Consider the following 18,026-nt stretch of genomic DNA (forward strand, 5'->3'; position numbering starts at 1 on the left):
TTAATATTTCACATTCCCATAGATCGTATAGTACGGATCGCCAGAATTAACGTTGCGTGCCTGTAGCTTAAACTGTGTGCCTGTAGACAGACCCGTCAGAAGGGTCGACCAGGAACCCGTAGTGAATGAGACCCATGGTCCATAGTAGCCACCCGTGGTAAAGGCGCGCATTTGGGTCGCATACGGCGGAGCCGAGTACGGCGTGACATACACCTTTCCTCCACAATAGGGCGTAACCGTAAACACATCACTGCCAGTAGTGCCACCAAGTGGGTGCAGCGACCAGTGGGTATAGAGCGTACACCCTGGAGGGGTCGGAGTCGGCTTCGGCGTTGGTGTCGATTTTAACGTCGGCGGCACCGTGGATGACACCCCCGGCACAGAAGTAGGCGGCAACACCCCCGGCACAGAAGTAGGCGGCACAGTGGAGGTCACGCCAGGTCTTGGCGTGCTCGTCGATCCACCATTTGGGGAGGGATTGCCAGCCAGCGCGGTAAGCGAGGATGTACTCCCTGATGTGCCAAAATTTCTTGCACCCAGGCTATTTGCACTATCGCCTATGTTACGCAAGGAAAAGATGCCCGCAGTGCTGAGTCCCAGCAACGCCAGCAAGATCAACGCCACAAGTAATAGCTCTTTTCGGTTGAAAACCGATGCACGACGGCGACTTGCTATATCTGTAGTATTGATGGGGAAATATGGAGCATCCCCAGATATTGGTCCTGGCTGAGAAACCGGAGTTGCTCCAGATGCTGGCCCTGTTGGCGTGGATGAAGATAAAGCAACAACAAGCGCTGGCGCAGAAGTGGCAGTGTGATGTGCGACCGACTTGGAAGGATCCGATGGCTCACTCTGCAGGGCACCAGGCACGGGCGTGACAAGTGGTGGGTGAGGCTCTATCGTCGAAGACAAAGGTTTGTCCGTGTTTGGCGACGCTATGGGCGTCATCTGCCCTATACCAGGCAGAGGGGGTTCACCTGGTTCATAAGCTCCCATGGAGTCATGTGGAATCGCTGACTTAGCCGGCGCCAACGACGCAGCAGAGCGCTTACTGATATATGTACGCACGTCATGCTGGCTGGCCTGTTCAAGCGCGAGCGCAAACGCTTTGACATTGGCAAAACGCTTGTCCGGCTCTTTAGCCAGCGCGGTGAGCACCACTTGCTCGACATCTGGCGAGAGCGCTGGAACATATTGATGCAGCGGAGCAGGAGGAACCGCCAGATGTTGATTAAAGACTTCCACCACCGTGCCCTGAAAGGGGCGCGTGCCACACAGCCACTCGTAGGCAATGATGCCCAGCCCATACTGATCGCTCGCGAACTGCGGTTTTCCTTGCAATTGCTCTGGTGCCATATAGGTTATCGTGCCCGCAATGCCTTTTTCCGTAGTGCGCGAATGGGTCGTGGTCTGCGAGATGATCGCGACCCCAAAATCACTGAGCAACAGCTCTTCCTTCTGCCCGATGAGCAGGTTATCTGGCTTTAGATCCCGGTGAATCAGCTTTTGGTCATGGGCATATTGCAGACCATCAGCAATCTGCTTGATATATGCAACAACGGTAGCCAGTGGGAGCTTTGTGGATGACGGGTAGCGCCGCCTTACAGTACCATGCGGAGCATACTCCATCACCAGAAAAGGGGTACCATTGGCCTCAAGCCCAAAGTCTAAGATATGAATGATATGAGGATGGGTGAGATGTGCCAGAATACGTGCCTCGTTGAGAAAACTCTCCTTTAATTCATCAGTTAATCGTGTATACAGTACTTTAATTGCAGCTAAACTCTTGAGGTGAATGTGTTCTCCTAGATAAACGTCTGCAAAGCCTCCTTGCCCTAGTAAACGTATTAACTTGTAATTGCCTAATATTTGCCCAACACGTTCCGTCATGTGCTCAATACTCTTTTCATCAGAATAGATGATACAGAAATTTGCTCTGGCGAGGCAATTTTTTCCGTCAATTCCATTTGCATGTATGCGATCGTAAATTCTACCATAGAATATCTACAGTATCCACCAAACCGCTTCCAAAGGGTATTTAATTCTCCCCTTTGAAGGAGGAAGAACCAACAAAAGCCTCGGTCTGGGTGCGGGTAAGGTGGAAGAGGAGGGTATGCTGATAAGTAAGAAGTCAGGCTTGATGTCAGCCTACAAGACGCTGCCACCCTGGAATTCAGCAGGGGAAATGCCGAGGGGTGTACAATTGGTGGGTAATGCGCTTGCGGGATGGAAAGAGGCGAAGAAGACGCTGCAACAGAGCAAGCAGCACGATTCGGAACAGCGCTTTGTTTATGGTAAGCTCTTGCAGGAAGTCTTCTCCGCTTTGATGGCGCGATGCAAGCCTTCTTTCGGCGGGCCAAGAACGGAGAAACCCCTGGATTTCCGAGGGTGCGGCCACGGCATTGCTTTTTCGCGCTCATCTACCAGGCCATGTATATCCAGGTAGAGAGGATGTCTCTCGGGCTTCCGACAGGGGGCAAAGGTAAGAACAAGCGATCTCCCGATGTGGTGCCCAAATTGATGGAAGAAGCTCCAACCTGCTACAGAGACATGGCGATCTCCAGAGATGGGCAGGGACACTACTATGCATCGTTTGTCCACGAAAAAAGAAGAAACGCATGAATACAATTTCCTGCGGTGTGCGGGCGTTTTCACCGCAATTGAACATGTTAAACACATTTAGAAAGGCAGGATTCTATGTCGACTGTCGCTCAACGTGTCGCCTCATTTGGCACAACCATTTTTACCGAGATCAATCAGCTTGCCCAGCAGCATTCAGCGCTCAACCTTGGCCAGGGGAAACCAGATTTTGATACGCCGCCAGAGATTGTGGAGGCGGTCGTACAGGCCCTGCGCGCGGGTAATCTCAACCAGTACGCGCCCGGCGATGGAACGCCCGCGCTACGCCAGGCGGTGGCCGATCATGCCGCGCGTTTCTACCAGGTCGAGGTCGATCCTCTGCGTGGCGTGGTAGTGACCTCGGGAGCGACAGAGGGTATTTTTGCGGCTATTCTGGGGCTGGTAGATCCGGGCGACGAGGTCATTGTGCTCGAACCATTTTATGACTCGTATGTTCCCAATATCCTGATGGCGCAGGCGGTACCAGTATATGTGCCTCTCCATCCCCCGCATTGGCAGTTTGATCCTGACGAACTGCGGGCCGCATTCAGCAAGAAAACGCGTGCGGTGATCCTCAATACGCCCCACAACCCCACCGGGCATGTTTTCTCGCGTGAGGAATTGAGCTTTATCGCGGAGCTGTGCCTTGAGTATGATGTAACGGTGATCGCCGATGAAGTCTATGAGCATCTGACGTTCGGTGAGGCCCAGCACCTTCCCATCGCCTCGCTACCAGGAATGTTTGAGCGGACCGTGACTGTGAGCAGCTCAGGTAAGCTCTTTAGCGCGACAGGCTGGAAGATTGGCTGGGTCTATGGCCATCCAGACTTGATCGAGGGTGTGAGGCGTGCGCACCAGTTTATTACCTTCTCGGTGCATCATCCAACCCAGGAGGCCATCGCCTTTGCGCTTAACCTCCCCAACGACTACTACCAGGATTTTCGCCAGCTCTATGCCGAGAAGCGTGATCTCTTGCGCTCGGCGCTGGACGCTGCTGGCCTGCGCTACGCGGTACCAGATGGTACGTACTTTATCATGGCCGACTATAGCGCGCTCTTTGCTGGATCAGCCGTGGAGTTCACGCGCTACCTGATTCAGGAGGCGGGCGTTGCCTGTATTCCCCCGGATTCATTTTATAGCCCGGCGCATGCGCATCTTGCCCAGGGCTATGCGCGCTTTGCCTTCTGTAAGTCTGATGAGATGTTGCACCAAGTGCATGAACGCCTGCTTCTCCTCCACCGCTAGCTAAATACGATGTGTATGTTGGTGGCGTAACGCCTCGCGCCTACGGCGCTTACTTTGGTTATTGGTGTGGTCCCTCTTGCCAGCCGCAGTCCGGCAAGGGGGACCACACCAATAACCAAAAATAACTTGCACATGGAGGCTACTAGATACCCAGGCCCCGCACTGGTAACAGGGTTCCAGTGACGCCGCTACCAGTGTCCGAGATCAGAAAGAGCGCGGCTTCGATAATCTGCTCTGGATGAACCCATTGTGTTCGTAGCTCTTCCTCGCTCGGATGCATCGCCTCCAGATTAGACTGCGTGATAATAAGGCCAGGGCCAAGCGCATTGACACGAATGTTGTGTGCCTTGCCCTCCCTGGCAAGGGTGGCCGTTAAAGCGTCTACTCCTGCCTTGGCGCAGTTATAGGCGAGCATGTTTGGGCTTGCGCTCCAGACATCACCCGCGCGGCTAAAGTTGAGGATGGTGCCTTTCCCTTGCTGCTGAAAGATGGGCCAGGCGGCTCGACAGCAGAGAAAGGTCGCGCGCAGGTTGTTCTTGAGCTCGCCCTCCCATTGCGCGAGCGAGAGTTGTTCAAAGGGACCAAACTGTGTCAGGCCGCCTGCCAGGTTAATGAGGATGTCGATCTGCCCATAGGTATGCCGGGTTTGTGCGATGACTTTTTGTGCCCCAGTCTCGCTGGTCAGGTCCGCGGGAATGGCCAGGACCTCTGCTCCTTGTGCTCGTAGCTCTGTTGCTCGCGCCAGAACGCGCTGCTCGCTGCGCGCGCTTATGGTCAATCTCGCTCCCTCGCGTGCGCAGGCTTCGGCTAGCGCAAAGCCCATCTGCCCTTTCTGGCTGACTCCCGTAATGATAACGCTCTTCCCCTCCAGGCGCATAGTCTAGTTTCCTTTCTGTTGCCCTCTCATATTTCTCTTGTGCTTAAGAGACACATCCAAAAGATGTACTGTCCTCTCTTTATTCTACGGGACAGAGTATATCCAGGTCATATCGAGGTGCTGTGGGCATATGGCGTGATTTTATCGTTTCTATTCGCGTTCGCGTTCGCGAAAGGCGTAGCGCAGAAAGAGGTGGCTCCCAACGAGCCTGACGCTCTGGAGGGTGCTCCAGAGTGGACGATCAGGCGCAAAATGCGCTCCCATGACAACTGCGGGACGTTGATCGTTATGTATATGCCCGGCGAGCTGGGGGGCGAGTGTCAGGAAGAGTTCGTCTAGTTGGCCCTCGCTGAGAAAGGCGTTGAGCAGTTGGGGACCGCCCTCGGTCAAAAAGAGCTGCCCATGACAGGCCTGCTCAACAAGGGTGAGGATGTTTTGCGCACTAATGTTGCCTCCTTGCTGCGGTTGTACGCTTGCAAGTTGTACCCAGGAGGGAATTTTTTTGGTGCGCACACGCTTCTCTCCCTCGGGCGTGGTAATGATCAAGACCGGGACCTCTCTCCGCTGAAATAGTCCCTGGTTCAGATCGATATGACCGCTCGCACTTACCAGAACGGTAAGTGGAGGTATCGTTTTGCCCAGGGCCAGGCGCAGATCGCGGTACTCCTGGGCGAAGGCTGGATAAATATACTCCGCTGTCCATCTATGCCCTGGCTCATCGCGTAGTGTGCCTGCGCCAACAATGATGGCGTCTGCGGCTGCACGTAGTACCCCCATCAATACATGATCCGAGGCCAAAAAACCACTGATTGGCCCGCCACCTGTATGCCCCTGCTCATTTAGGGAGACAACACCATCAATGGTCGAGGCGAAGTTTCCAATGACATAGGGTGATTGAGTCTTGAGCGGAAGGCGAAAGTCACCGAGCAGAGCCGCAAGAGACGCTGGCAGTGGAAGCTTATCGCCTCGCTCCTGGCTATAGAGGGGGACAAATGTCTCTGGACGTTTATCTGTGCTCATGGGCGAATATTGGCGGTAGAGAAGAACTCAGAGCGAAGTTCAGCGTTATGCTCGTACTCACCTCGCCACGCGGTAGTGCGAGTCAAGGCTGAGCTTTCACGGACGCCGCGCATGGCCATACAGAGGTGATTGGCCTCCAGGTAGACAGCGACTCCCTGGGGTTGTAAGATCGCTTCAAGTGAACTAGCGACCTGCTGGGTGATGCGCTCCTGGACGGAGAAGCGTTTGGCGAAGACGCGTACGAGGCGCGTCAATTTGGAGAGGCCAATGATGTGCTCGTCCGCGATATAGCCCACATATGCCTGGCCAAAGAAAGGAAATGCATGATGCTCACAGAGGGAGAAGAAGTGGATTGGTCCCTCAATAACCTGGCTTAAGTGGCTGTTGGTGCCGTTAGGATGCTCAGCTGGGAAGACTTTGATCAGTTTGGGATCACCATCATAGCCCTCGGTCGCGTCAAGCATGGCTTTAAGAAAACGTTTAGGCGTATCTTCTGTCCCTGGAGTCGAGACATTCATTCCCATCGCGTCGAATATTTCTGCCATATATCCTTCAAATGTGCGCATCTGCTCCACCGAGATATGGCGTTGTTTAAGTTCTATTGCATCTTCAAATTCAAGATCATCCAGGTCTATATTTAGCGTCATTCTAATCCTCTTTTCGCTCAGAGACGAGCCATTTCTTTTCCTACAGCCTCTAACGTTCTGACGGCCGATTTTATTCTCGCTTGCCTCCTCACCACGCCCCTCTTCTTTTTATCGACAAGTCAGAAACGCTGTCTCAGTCTGTGCCAACCTGTGACAGTAGGCGCGAGCATAGCTTATTGCCAGGTGCGCGCTTTTGCACCTCTGTGGATTGTGTTGTACTTCACTGTATTCTTGACGCTCCCTTGCCTGTGCATGGGTAGGAGATTCGGCGGCGTATTCCTCTCCCATGCCCTTTCTAGGGAACACTTCCAATTGCTCTGATTGGTAACACTCTTGTATTATCTCATATCAAAACAAGAATAGAGCGCAGCGAGCCGAGGCAAAGGGGAGAGGAGCACTGGAAATCCTTGTCCAGGCAAGAAGCCAAAAGTAAAGGGCGCACTACAAATTCCTCTCTTACTGCCGATGTATTTTCCTAGACATCGAATGTGACAAGTTGCATTGGCTCATGTCAGGCATGATTGTGTACTCCTATCGTTGTCACCATGGTGGAATGTCATCTTTGCCATTCTGCGTCATGCTTCTGGTGAAGCTTGTATGTATATTCATTCGTGTTTGTAGGCAAGGTTGTGTAACGAGCTCTTTTCTTATATCAAGGCGAGTTGACCATGCTTTTGCGGTAGGAAACGAGATGAAAGTTGTCAGATGTTGCCAGTTGGTAATTTGTGCCAGGCTTTCACCAGTTGGCGCAGAAGGTTGCGCGCCTAAGAAGGCATGATTCCTGAAACTGCCGCGCTCTAAGGCTTCTCTTCATGCCAGCGTAGCTTGCATGTGCCTCTAAGGTTCAGTGGTTATACCAGTAGTACTACTCGCTTGCTGATTACTGGACATCGTACGCTTGCTTCCGGTACATTTATAATGCTCAGGGGGGAGTATAGATGAGAAAGCGGTCTGCGATAGTACTTTCGGCCGTATGGCCTTCCCCGCTTACCAGGTTGCAGCGTGGATATGTGACCTTTCAGTCCTCAGGTTCGTCTAGAGTCGCATGTTTGATTTGTCTGTTTTCTTGTGCCTGGACCCATTTTATTTGTACAAAAGAGTAATCTGTGTCCTTTGCAGTAGGGAATAAATTTAACCGTAGAAACGTATTATATATGTGGAGAGCATAATCAGGTACGTAAAAAGCCTGGTACTGTTTTGAGTAGGAGTGCTTTTCCTGCGCTCATATTATGAATACCATGTGTTTTTCCTGTCATTGCACTCTGCTCTTGATAAGAGAAACCCTTGACAAGAGCTCCAAGCACTGGTAAAGTTCAATTAATAGATTTCTACATCTAATAATCGTTTCTTCAGGCTAACCGATATGAAGTGAGTTTTTCGCTTTGCCTGGCTAGTCTCCCTCTAGAATGATGTCGCGCTCCTCAAAGTTTATAGTGGCGCCGTATCCCTTAGCGTCTTATAGCTTTGGTAATGTAGACGACAATTTGTAATGGCAGTAATCCCTCTGCCCTAGTTTCATTCTAGACTTACTCTTTACAAATCTTCTGCATTGTTATACAATGCAGTCGACCTGTTTTCTTGTGTATATACCATCGGTAAATTTCACTGCATGCCCCTGTGCCCCAGGGTTATTTAATCCTGATGTGGGTAATGCAGGCATATCAAGTACAAAAGGAAGTGAGTAGTTTCCATGAGCAACAGTGAGCTTTTAACCGTTTCCGAGGTCGCCCGCATTCTCCGTGTCGATGACACCACCGTTCGTCGCTGGGTGAAACAGGGTGCGCTCGAGGCCGTCGTTCTGCCACACGTCAATGCTCGCCAGGCCTATCGCATTAAACGTGAGACCCTGAATAAGGTTCTGGGTTCGAACGGTCAGATCATCGCCTAAGCCTGTTCGCGCGTCATTCGCGGCCAATTGGCTTACACACTTCCCTAGCTCTTCCAGATGCTTCTCTCGTCAATTAGTATCAGGGCCGGGGAAGCGTTTTTTTGGGGCCTCATACGAACAAAACGCGCCACGGCTGATCAGCCATGGCGCGTTTTGTTCGTATGAGGCCAATCTCCGTTTACAAGCTGGCGAGCAGGTTGTTTAAGCGATTGACGAAATCGATAGGATCTTCGAGGGCTTCGCCGCTGCTGAGCACTGATTGCTCAAAGAGCACGTTGGCCCAGTCGTTGAAGCGCTGTGTATCGCTCTCGCTCTTTATGCGGTTAATAATGGGATGCTGGGGGTTGATCTCCAGAATCTGTTTGTCATGGGGCACCTTCTGTCCCGTTGCCTCCAGCAGGCGTTTCAAGCTTGGATCAATTCCATACTGGTCAATAACCAGGCAGGCGGGCGAACTGGTCAGGCGCTGGGTAATGCGTACATCTTTGACTTTCTCTTGCAGGGTCTGTTTCAGGCGCTCCACCAGGTCTCTGGCCTCGTCGGCTGTTTTCTGCTGCTCTTCTTTCTCCTGCTCGTCGGTGAACTTGTCCAGGTCGATCTCACCCTTTGAGACGGACTGCAACTTTTTGCCTTCAAACTCGGAGAGTTCGCTGCCCAGGAAGTGATCCAGGGGATCGGAGAGCAAGAGGACCTCGATGCCTTTCTTCTTAAAGATCTCCAGCAGAGGACTGTTTTTCGCCGCGGCATGGCTCTCGGCAACCAGGTAGTAGATGCTATCCTGCCCATCCTTCATCCTGCTGACATAGGCCTCCAGCGACACATCCTGGGTCTCACTCTCCGCGAGGGTGCTGGAGAAGCGTTGAAGTTTGGCGAGGGTGTCGCGGTTGGCCCGATCTTCAAGCAGGCCCTCTTTCATGACACGCCCAAACTCGCTCCAGAAGTTGGCATACTTCTCCGGCTCATTTTTAGCCATATCCGTAAGCAGGCTCAGCACCTTCTTGGTCGCGTTTGAGCGGATCTGGTCAATCTGGCGGTTCTGTTGCAAGATCTCACGCGAGACATTTAGGGGCAGGTCATTTGAGTCTATCACGCCACGGATGAAACGCAGATAGCGCGGCATGAGTTTTTCGGCATCATCCATGATGAAGACGCGCCGAACGTAGAGTTTGACGCCGTGATGAAATTCGCGTGTATACAGGTCAAAGGGGGCGTGTGCCGGAATATAGAGCAGGAGCGTATACTCCTGAGTGCCCTCCATTTTGCTGTGCAGGTAGGCCAGGGGATCGCCAAAATCGTGGGCGACATGCTGATAGAACTCGTTGTATTCCTGCTCGGTGATCTCGTTTCTGGGGCGTGTCCAGAGCGCGGAAGCGCGGTTGACGACTTCTTCCTCTGGCTCCTTTCCCTCTTCCTGCTCCTCTTTCTGCATGATAATAGGGAGCATGATGTGGTCGGAGTATTTGCGGATGATCTCACGTAGGCGGAAGCCACTCAGAAATTCATCTTCGCCCTCGCGTAGGTGTAGTGTGACCTCTGTGCCGCGCGTGTCCTTCTCGACGTTCTCAATTGTGTACTCGCCCTGCCCCTCGGACTGCCAACGAACACCTTCATCGACTGTCGCCCCCGCTCTGCGGGTTGTGAGGGTAATATTGTCGGCTACCACAAAGGCCGAATAGAAGCCAACGCCGAACTGACCGATCAGGTTGGCGTCTTTCTGCTTATCTCCCGTCAGCGATTTGAAGAACTCACGCGTTCCTGATTTGGCAATCGTCCCGATATGCTCAATGACTTCCTGCCGATTCATACCAATGCCATTATCGCTGACTGTGATGGTACGAGCCTCTTTATCGTAGTCAACACGGATCTTAAATTCAGCATCGCGTTCGTAGAGCGAAGGATCGGAGAGTGCATCAAAGCGTAACCGATCAATAGCATCCGAGGCGTTTGAGATTAATTCGCGTAAAAATATCTCTTTATGGCTATAGAGCGAATGGATCATGAGATCCAACAATTGCTTGACTTCGGCCTGAAAACCGAGCTGCTCCTTGTGAGTCTCTACTGTCATGAATAATTCCTTCCATCATCTGTATGTGGCGTGAGATACGTGGTTGGCCTTCTCTCCTATGAGGTGTGCATTCTACACGTTTATATAGCATAGGAACTATTAGAAAACCATAAGAAAACTATTAGATTTCTGTTGGAGTCTATAATTGCTTGTTTTTGTGAGAGCAGATGTATGAGCAGCGCGGCTCCAGAAGCGGCCTGCGCACCCTTTGGTATACGGCATAAAAAAAAGGGTCACTTGCTTACTCTTCTCCCTATTAAGTTTGTTATCCTCTTCAAGAGAAAATTATCCAAATGCATTAATGCATGCTTTCTTATCTGTTGTGCATAGTGTTCGTATACTATGTGTCCTATTCTGTCACTTATTAGCCATGTTCATACGTATCTTTAACAGAGAGCACAAAAATGGGAGCACCTGGATGCCGAAACAGCAACCATCATCAACGTCACAATCACAGACATTTCCGCAGGGAACGCTTGTCTATAATAGTAGCTCAAACTGCCTGGAACTCGATGGCCAGGAATTAAAGCGCGGGGAGAGTATCGAGATCCGTGTCTTTAGTTCCTGGATTCCGGGTCAGATCGCGATGGACGCTGGCGGTTGGTACCTCTTTACCCTCGACCATGTTGGTATTCGCCTTCATACCGGCTTGCCTGCTCGCTATAGTATTACGCAGCAGGCACAATTCGCAACGCTGATGCCCTCTTCGTTTGCGCCCCCACCCTATGTGCTCATCGTCGACGACGACAAGGCATTGCTCAATGCCTTGCCCCATACCGTCTCGTTGCGTATTCCAGGCATTCATGTTGAGACAGCCAGTACGGCTGAGCATGCGCTGCAACGTATTGAGGCACAGCGCTTTGATGCTATAGTCAGCGATATTAAGATGCCTGTGATGGATGGCCTGGCATTGCTAGCCAGGGTCCAGGAGTTGCAGCCAGAGACGCCTACCCTGCTTATCACAGGCCATGGTGAGCATGATCTGGCTGTGCGTGCACTGCGTGGCGGCGCCTACGACTACATCCAGAAACCAATTGACCGCGATGCCTTTATTGCGGCACTGCTACGTGCCATCCAGTCCTGCCAGCTGCGACGCCGGGTGGAGGAGCAGCAGCTCGCGCTGGAAATTCATGCTCGCTCGCTTGAGATCCAGGTGCAGCAACGCACAAATGAGCTCTTCGAGGCCAATGCGACCAAGGATAAGGTCATTAGTCTGGTTTCGCATGATCTCAAGCTACCTGTGGCGCGCCTCAAAGAGATGACTCAGTTGATCAGGCGCAAACTCGATCATGCAGATGTGGCTGAACTGGTGAGTCGTGGCTTCGCTGACATTGAAGCCTCGCTGGGGCGCACTGAGGAACTGGTGCAGGAGCTCTTAAATACATCACGCATCGATGCGGGACAGTTTATTCTGCATTGTCAGCGCGCCAATCTGGTCGATCTCTGTGCCACCTGCCTTGAGGTTCATGCAGGTCAGCAGGGGTTGCAACTGACCTGTGACTTCCTCGGTTTACCACTGGAGGCTGATGTTGATGACGTGCAAATTTCCCAGGTGTTGCGTAATCTGCTCCTGACGGCTCATGTCCAGGCGACCTGGAGTGATCCTGTGACGCTAACGGTTCAGCAGGCAGGCCACGAGGCGATTATTACCATTCGTAACCTTGATGCTCAGACGCGCGCGGGTATGGATATGTATGTCTCGCGCAATATCCTGGAGCGCCATGGCGGTCATCTGGAGGTGCAAAACTTTCCTGGTGATCGTTGTACCTATTTTGTGATTCTTCCGCTCTCTCAAGAAGCCTCTCCCTCGCAGGCTGATACTCTGACCCTCTTACCGCGCACACATGCTGTCTGGTCAATTCAGCCGCCTGGAGCCATGCTTGGCTCTGCGTCTGAGGATGACGATGAAGAAGATGTAGCCTTGCTCCTGGATGGCTATGACATGGACGGGCTTTAGCCCGCCGCAAGCTGCGCCGTTTCAACGGCGGCAGTGAGGCGTATCCCGGCTTTAGCCCTTGCATAGCATAATATAGAACATACGTTTGACAACTCCAACGTATTGTCGTATACTCTAAAAGAGACGCAATATATTTTTTTGAGAGAAAAAGCACTAAAAATGGCAAAAGCCATGAAAACAATCAGACACGCGTTGCAGTATCCGCCACAGGCAGCCCACTCCTTCGCGGAGAATCAGGCGCTCTACAATCGTGTCGTGGCCTTCTACTTTGAGGTCATCCAGGCCCATGAGGGCATCCTCTCTCTCAAGAGCAAGGAGGCTCTCACCGCCCTGGAGAAACTCACCCATGCGACGGAGAAGAGCCCCCATCCCATTCTGCCACTTTCCGACATCGCCCCAGATATCCCCGCGATGTTCCGCCGCGCCGCCATCAATGCGGCCCTTGGCTCTGCTCGCGCCTTTTTCTCCTCGCTCAAACAGTGGCGAGCACGCAAAGAGAAGCACGAGGCCAAACCATGCAAAAAGGGCAAGAAGAAGCAGCCATTCAGGGAGCGGCCACCGGTCCCGCCGCGCATCTGGAACAAGTCGGCCTCCTTCTACGCGGGCTTGTGGAAAGAACGAGCTACGCACTCCATCATGCTCAGAGTGTGGACCGGCTCGTGCTGGTCCTGGCTCAAAGTTGGTGCGCTTTCTCGCGATATTCCCGAGGGGTACGCAATCGGGAGCCCGCAACTGGTTCGCAAGGGCAACCGCTGGTGGTTGCATACTCCCATCGAGAAAACGTTGGAGGCCCCTGCCAAAGTTGTTGAACAGATAGCATCCAAAGAGACACGTCTCTGCGCGGTCGATGTGAACCTCGACCAGCATCTCGCCGTGTGTACCGTCCAGACCGTCGAAGGCACCATCCTGGCCACTTCCTTCATTGGAAATGGCACAGCGGTATCGGGCTTTAGGAAGCGACTGCTCGGACGGATTGCACGCAACCGATCTCAGACTGGCATCATTGCCCAAGGGGAACAGGACAATGCTGATTTGTGGCGCAAGATCAGGCACGTCGATGAGCACATCGCGCACCAGGTGAGCGCCCGCATTGTCCAGTTCGCTATCGAGCAGCAAGCAAGCATCCTGGTCTTCGAGCATCTCGGCACCCTGCGCCCGGAAAAAGGGAGGTATTCGCGCCGCAGCAACAAGAAACGCGCCTACTGGATGAAAGGGCGCATCTTCAAGTACGCGAAGTACAAGGCGTGGAATGCAGGTGGTCTCATCACGTGCCGCGTCAATCCGCGCAATACGAGCCGGCAATGCCATCGCTGTCACGCGCCCGTCATTCGCTACAATGAGGGCGAGCCGCTTGAGGGATACACGCCCGGCGCGGCGCTTTGCCTGTGCCCACAATGCCAGATGCGCGACCATGCCGACCGCAATGCCAGTCTGAGAATCGGGCAGCGCTTGATCGAGCGCTCCCAAGAACCATTGAAGGAAAAGCCTCATGCTCATTCGCGACGTGCGATGAGGGGGTCGAAAGACCCAGGTGTTGGGATCTCCCAGGATGCCGAACGCGAAGGGCAACCATCTCTTGCTCAAGCCAGGCAAGGGGATCACGCCAACGGGCCTGGCACCGCCCAGGGGGGATTGCGCCGGATGGGTGCGCGCCCCTCAGATATGGCTACCACACTACGCCTCCATTTTGAGTAGTCCCTAGGGGACATATCTCACGCAGGCGCTTATGGAGCCGTGTCAGAAGCTGCTGGGCTTTAGCCCATGCGGAGTGTCACTACTCGCATATTCCCGCTTCAACGGAAGATGTTTCGGGATAGTCGTATCTTCTCTTCTACTCCCGAAACGGTCTATGCCTACCTACACCTCTTTTTCCTCTTGAGTTTTAAGGCTAAATATGGTACCTTCTGTATAATACAGCGCGTGGCGCTCAGGGCATTGCATCATCTCCATGCCTGAGTACTGAAGGGCGTTTGTACTTGTGACAATGATGTTCACACAGTTTTACCATGGAGGTACGCTTTGAGCCTGGCTGGCTGCTCACCACTCTCCCTGATGAGGCTTGGCGCATACATTTCGTGTTTGCCTGATCTCGCCTGTTCTTCTCTCCTCGCAATTTGGTTTCCCTCCCTGGCAGGTGTTTCACTTAGTGCGTCTGTTGTTTCTGGCTGGAGGTTTTTGCTATGGCTGATGCCATTTCCCCTCAAGATGAGGGGCACTCCGTCCCCGCTCCCAACTCTGACACGGTTGCGGATCAGCACACGTCTGCACATGATTGGCAGGCAATCGAGCGTGATGCCGATTTCCGTGAACTCGTACGCACCAAGCGCAATCTTATCATTCCTGCGACCATTTTCTTCCTGCTCTACTACTTCGTCTTCCTGATCGTGGTTGGTTACCTGCCCGATGTGGCGAATGCCAGCGTCATCGGCAATATTAATGTCGCCTACCTGTTCGCGCTCTCCCAGTTCTTTATGACCTGGATCTTGATGGGTATCTATGTCTGGCGTGCCGGTACGTTTGATGCGTTGGTACAGCGCATTGTAGCGCGTGTGAGAGGGAACAACGAATGAACGCAAAAGAGCTCCAAACCCTTATTATGTTTGGTGTGATTGTCCTGATCACGCTTGTGATTACCTTCTGGGCCTCGCGTCGCACGCGCACGACAACGGAATTCTATGCTGCCGGACGGCGTATTAGTGGCTTCCAGAATGGCCTGGCAGTTGCGGGCGATTATATGTCGGCAGCTTCTTTTCTGGGTATCGCGGGCCTGATCGCGTTCTTTGGCTATGACGGGTTTATGTATTCGGTTGGTTTCCTGGTCGCCTACCTGACGGTGCTCTTCCTTGTCGCGGAACCGCTGCGCAACACCGGCAAATTTACCATGGCCGATGTGCTCACCTTTCGCCTGCGAAATCGCTCAGTGCGTACGGTGGCTGCTATTTCAACCCTCGTTGTGACCCTCATCTATATGATCGCGCAGATGGTAGGGGCCGGTTCGCTGGTGAGCCTGCTGATCCCCAGCCTGGACTATAACTGGGCCATCATTATCGTGGGTGTGTTGATGATTGTCTATGTCATCTTCGGCGGCATGTTGGCCACGACGTGGGTACAGATCATCAAAGCTCTCTTGCTTATTGGCGGAACGATTGTGCTCTCGTTCCTGGTGCTTAGTCATTATGGCTTCTCGCTTGGCAATTTCTTTGATGCCATACACGGCGTTGTGGGCAAGTATTGCACCAATGGAGGCGTGTTGAAGGATGGTCAGTGTACCGCTGGTAGCCTGGTGACGCAGAACTATCTCATGCCGGGCTTGCGCTATCACGGTACCTATGGCCAGCTTGATCTGATCTCGCTGGGCCTGGCCCTGGTGCTGGGTACTGCTGGTCTGCCCCACATTCTGATGCGCTTCTATACTGTGCCTACAGCGCGTTCCGCGCGCTCCTCTGTCGTCTGGGCAACCGTGATCATTGGCGTCTTCTATATCCTGACGACCTTCCTGGGCTTTGGGGCCGCGACGCTGGTGGGGAAGGCACATATAGCTAACCAGAATCTTGCCGCGCCCTTGCTGGCTGAGGCTGTAGGTGGAACGCTCTTCCTGGCCTTTATCGCGGCCGTGGCCTTCGCGACCATTCTGGCTGTTGTCGCGGGTCTGACGATTGCGGGTTCCTCAGCCTTCGCGCACGACATCTGGTTGAATGTGGTTAAGGGGGGGCGTGAGGATGAGCGTGAGCAGGTCCTGGTCGCCAAAATTACGGCGGCTGTGATTGGCGTGCTCGCGATTATCCTGGCGATTGCGCTGCGCTATAGTAATGTGGCCTTCCTGGTTGGCCTGGCCTTCGCCGTGGCGGCGAGCGCTAATGTGCCTTCGATTATTCTCTCACTCTTCTGGCGTCGCTTTAACACGGTGGGTATGGTTGCCAGCATGCTGGTTGGCCTGATCTCGTCAGTGCTCTTGATTATTATCAGCCCGGCGATTATGGGCATCGATCCTCCGGGAACAGCCGCCACCGCCGCGCATCTCATTCAGGCCAAGGCGCTCTTCCCGCTTGAGAATCCTGGTCTGATCTCCATTCCGCTGAGTTTTATTGTCGCGATTGTGGCCTCGCTCGCCACGCGAGATGCGTCCGCGGTTGAGACCTTTAGTGAGACCAATGTCCGTGCTAACCTCGGTATTGATGCCGAAGTCTAAGTTCTATTGCTCGTTTGAGACGCCCTCTGCTACAAAAAGCAGAGGGCGTCTTTTTGTGTTCTCTTGTAAGGATGATTTGTGATACAGTATGGAGAAGAGCCGTTCCCCCTGTTTTGTGCATGTGCCCTCTTGCAATGACGCATGATCGGAGCTACATTTCTGCTCGAATCGCCAGGAACGTTTCCTTACTCACGGTATGACTTGCGATGTATACCAAGATGTATTGATGTAGCCTATTAACGAAGGAGTGTATGCAGAATGTCCATTATAAAGCAAGAGCTAACCAGCGATCAGTACAGACCCCGGAAAGAGGACAAATTTACCTTTGGTCTCTGGACTGTGGGCAATCAGGGGCGTGACCCCTTTGGCGACGTTGTACGCCCGGCTCTCGATCCTGTGAAGAGCGTGAAGAAGCTCTCTGAGCTTGGCGCCTGGGGCGTCAATTTTCATGACAACGACCTGGTGCCCTTCGGCGCGACCCCTGCTGAGCGTGACCGCATTGTGCGCGATTTCAAGCAGGCCCTCTCGGATTATGGGATGATTGTGCCGATGGCAACGACAAACCTCTTCTATCACCCCGTCTTCAAAGATGGTGCCTTTACGGCGGTTGATCCTGCGGTTCGTGCCTTTGCTTTGCAGAAAACGATGTCTGCCATCGATCTGGGCGCTGAGGTGGGCGCGACAACCTATGTCTTCTGGGGTGGCCGCGAAGGTGTCGATGCTGAGGCCAGCAAAGATCCCGTTGTGGCCGTGCAGCGTATGCGCGATGCGATCAATTTCTTTTGCCAGTACATTATCGACCAGGGCTACAATATGCGCATTGCCCTTGAGCCCAAGCCGAACGAGCCGCGTGCAGATACCTATTTCCCCACTATTGGCCATATGCTTGCCTTTATCTATACTCTGGACCACCCTGAGATGGTTGGTGTTAACCCCGAGGTGGCTCATGAGCATATGTCTGGCCTGAACTTTGTGCACGGGATCGCCCAGGCGCTTGACGCTGGCAAGCTCTTCCACATCGACCTCAACGACCAGAAGGGGCCGCGTTACGACCAGGACTTCCGTTTTGGTAGCGAGAGCATTAAGAGCATGTTCTTCCTGGTGAAGCTCCTGGAGGAGAAGGGTTATGATGGCCCACGCCACTTTGATGCCCACGCTTATCGCACCGAGGACGAAGAGGGCGTATGGGACTTTGCGCTTGGTTGTATGCGCACGTATAACATGCTCAAAGCCAAGGTCCAGCAGTTTAATGCCGACGCCGAGATTCAGGCGCTCTTGCAGGATCTCAACGGTGGCGACCAGACTTATGGTGGCCTGCTCAGCGGCTATAGCAGCGAAATCGTTAAGAAGTTGAAAGAGACTCAGTTCGACGTCGATGCGCTCGCCAAACGCGGCTATCGTTATGAGAAACTCGACCAGATGACCATCGAGCTGATTCTTGGCCTCCGCTAATTTCCCCCAAGAAATAATTAAGATTCTCCTGTGTATGTGGTTGCGGGCTGGCACTGCCAGCCCGCAA

The 18,026-nt window shown here is 53.1% G+C and carries 12 protein-coding genes and 1 pseudogene; 8 read left to right on the forward strand and 5 right to left on the reverse strand.

Annotated elements, in window-relative coordinates:
* Positions 1–1,890, reverse strand: a complete 1,890-nt coding sequence (locus JMJ04_RS14105) for a serine/threonine protein kinase (protein WP_201371108.1) — start codon at positions 1,888–1,890, stop codon at positions 1–3.
* 276 nt (positions 1,891–2,166) lie between these two features.
* Here JMJ04_RS14105 and JMJ04_RS48685 point away from each other — a divergent pair.
* Positions 2,167–2,610: pseudogene (locus tag JMJ04_RS48685) on the forward strand (nuclease/transposase family protein); the annotation flags it as partial.
* Positions 2,611–2,697: 87 nt separating this feature from the next.
* Entirely contained in the window at positions 2,698–3,864 is a 1,167-nt protein-coding gene (locus tag JMJ04_RS14110; RefSeq protein ID WP_201371109.1) for an aminotransferase class I/II-fold pyridoxal phosphate-dependent enzyme, read from the forward strand.
* A 142-nt stretch (positions 3,865–4,006) separates the two neighbouring features.
* On the opposite strand, the gene JMJ04_RS14115 is transcribed toward JMJ04_RS14110, so the two are convergent.
* From JMJ04_RS14115 to folE, 3 genes are all read right to left on the reverse strand, one after another.
* Complete coding sequence (locus tag JMJ04_RS14115; protein WP_201371110.1) at positions 4,007–4,741, reverse strand: SDR family NAD(P)-dependent oxidoreductase; 735 nt, start codon at positions 4,739–4,741, stop codon at positions 4,007–4,009.
* A gap of 150 nt (positions 4,742–4,891) precedes the next feature.
* On the reverse strand, positions 4,892–5,761 hold the full coding sequence (locus JMJ04_RS14120; protein ID WP_201371111.1) for a dihydrofolate reductase family protein: 870 nt from the start codon (positions 5,759–5,761) through the stop codon (positions 4,892–4,894).
* Positions 5,758–6,408: a GTP cyclohydrolase I gene (gene folE / locus JMJ04_RS14125; protein WP_201371112.1), complete on the reverse strand. Its 651-nt coding sequence runs from the start codon at positions 6,406–6,408 to the stop codon at positions 5,758–5,760. Before folE ends, JMJ04_RS14120 begins: the two co-directional genes overlap by 4 nt.
* Positions 6,409–8,098: 1,690 nt before the next feature.
* Between folE and JMJ04_RS14130 the strand changes: the two genes are divergently transcribed.
* Complete coding sequence (locus JMJ04_RS14130; RefSeq protein ID WP_007907147.1) at positions 8,099–8,296, forward strand: helix-turn-helix domain-containing protein; 198 nt, start codon at positions 8,099–8,101, stop codon at positions 8,294–8,296.
* A gap of 178 nt (positions 8,297–8,474) precedes the next feature.
* Here JMJ04_RS14130 and htpG read toward each other — a convergent pair whose 3' ends face one another.
* Complete coding sequence (gene htpG / locus JMJ04_RS14135) at positions 8,475–10,361, reverse strand: molecular chaperone HtpG (protein WP_201371113.1); 1,887 nt, start codon at positions 10,359–10,361, stop codon at positions 8,475–8,477.
* 418 nt (positions 10,362–10,779) lie between these two features.
* Between htpG and JMJ04_RS14140 the strand changes: the two genes are divergently transcribed.
* The 5 genes from JMJ04_RS14140 (at position 10,780) to xylA (ending at position 17,959) form a co-directional block, all read left to right on the forward strand.
* The gene (locus JMJ04_RS14140) at positions 10,780–12,318 is read left to right on the forward strand and encodes a response regulator (protein ID WP_201371114.1); all 1,539 of its coding nucleotides are present in this window, start codon (positions 10,780–10,782) and stop codon (positions 12,316–12,318) included.
* A gap of 159 nt (positions 12,319–12,477) precedes the next feature.
* The gene (locus JMJ04_RS14145; protein ID WP_201371115.1) at positions 12,478–14,013 is read left to right on the forward strand and encodes a zinc ribbon domain-containing protein; all 1,536 of its coding nucleotides are present in this window, start codon (positions 12,478–12,480) and stop codon (positions 14,011–14,013) included.
* A 485-nt stretch (positions 14,014–14,498) separates the two neighbouring features.
* On the forward strand, positions 14,499–14,888 hold the full coding sequence (locus tag JMJ04_RS14150) for a DUF485 domain-containing protein (protein ID WP_201371116.1): 390 nt from the start codon (positions 14,499–14,501) through the stop codon (positions 14,886–14,888).
* Entirely contained in the window at positions 14,885–16,507 is a 1,623-nt protein-coding gene (locus tag JMJ04_RS14155; RefSeq protein WP_201371117.1) for a solute symporter family protein, read from the forward strand. Before JMJ04_RS14150 ends, JMJ04_RS14155 begins: the two co-directional genes overlap by 4 nt.
* Positions 16,508–16,765: 258 nt before the next feature.
* Complete coding sequence (gene xylA, locus JMJ04_RS14160; protein WP_201371118.1) at positions 16,766–17,959, forward strand: xylose isomerase; 1,194 nt, start codon at positions 16,766–16,768, stop codon at positions 17,957–17,959.
* The last annotated feature ends 67 nt before the right edge of the window (positions 17,960–18,026 follow it).

Origin of the sequence: Ktedonobacter robiniae (assembly GCF_016587375.1) — a bacterium.
Lineage (GTDB): Bacteria > Chloroflexota > Ktedonobacteria > Ktedonobacterales > Ktedonobacteraceae > Ktedonobacter > Ktedonobacter robiniae.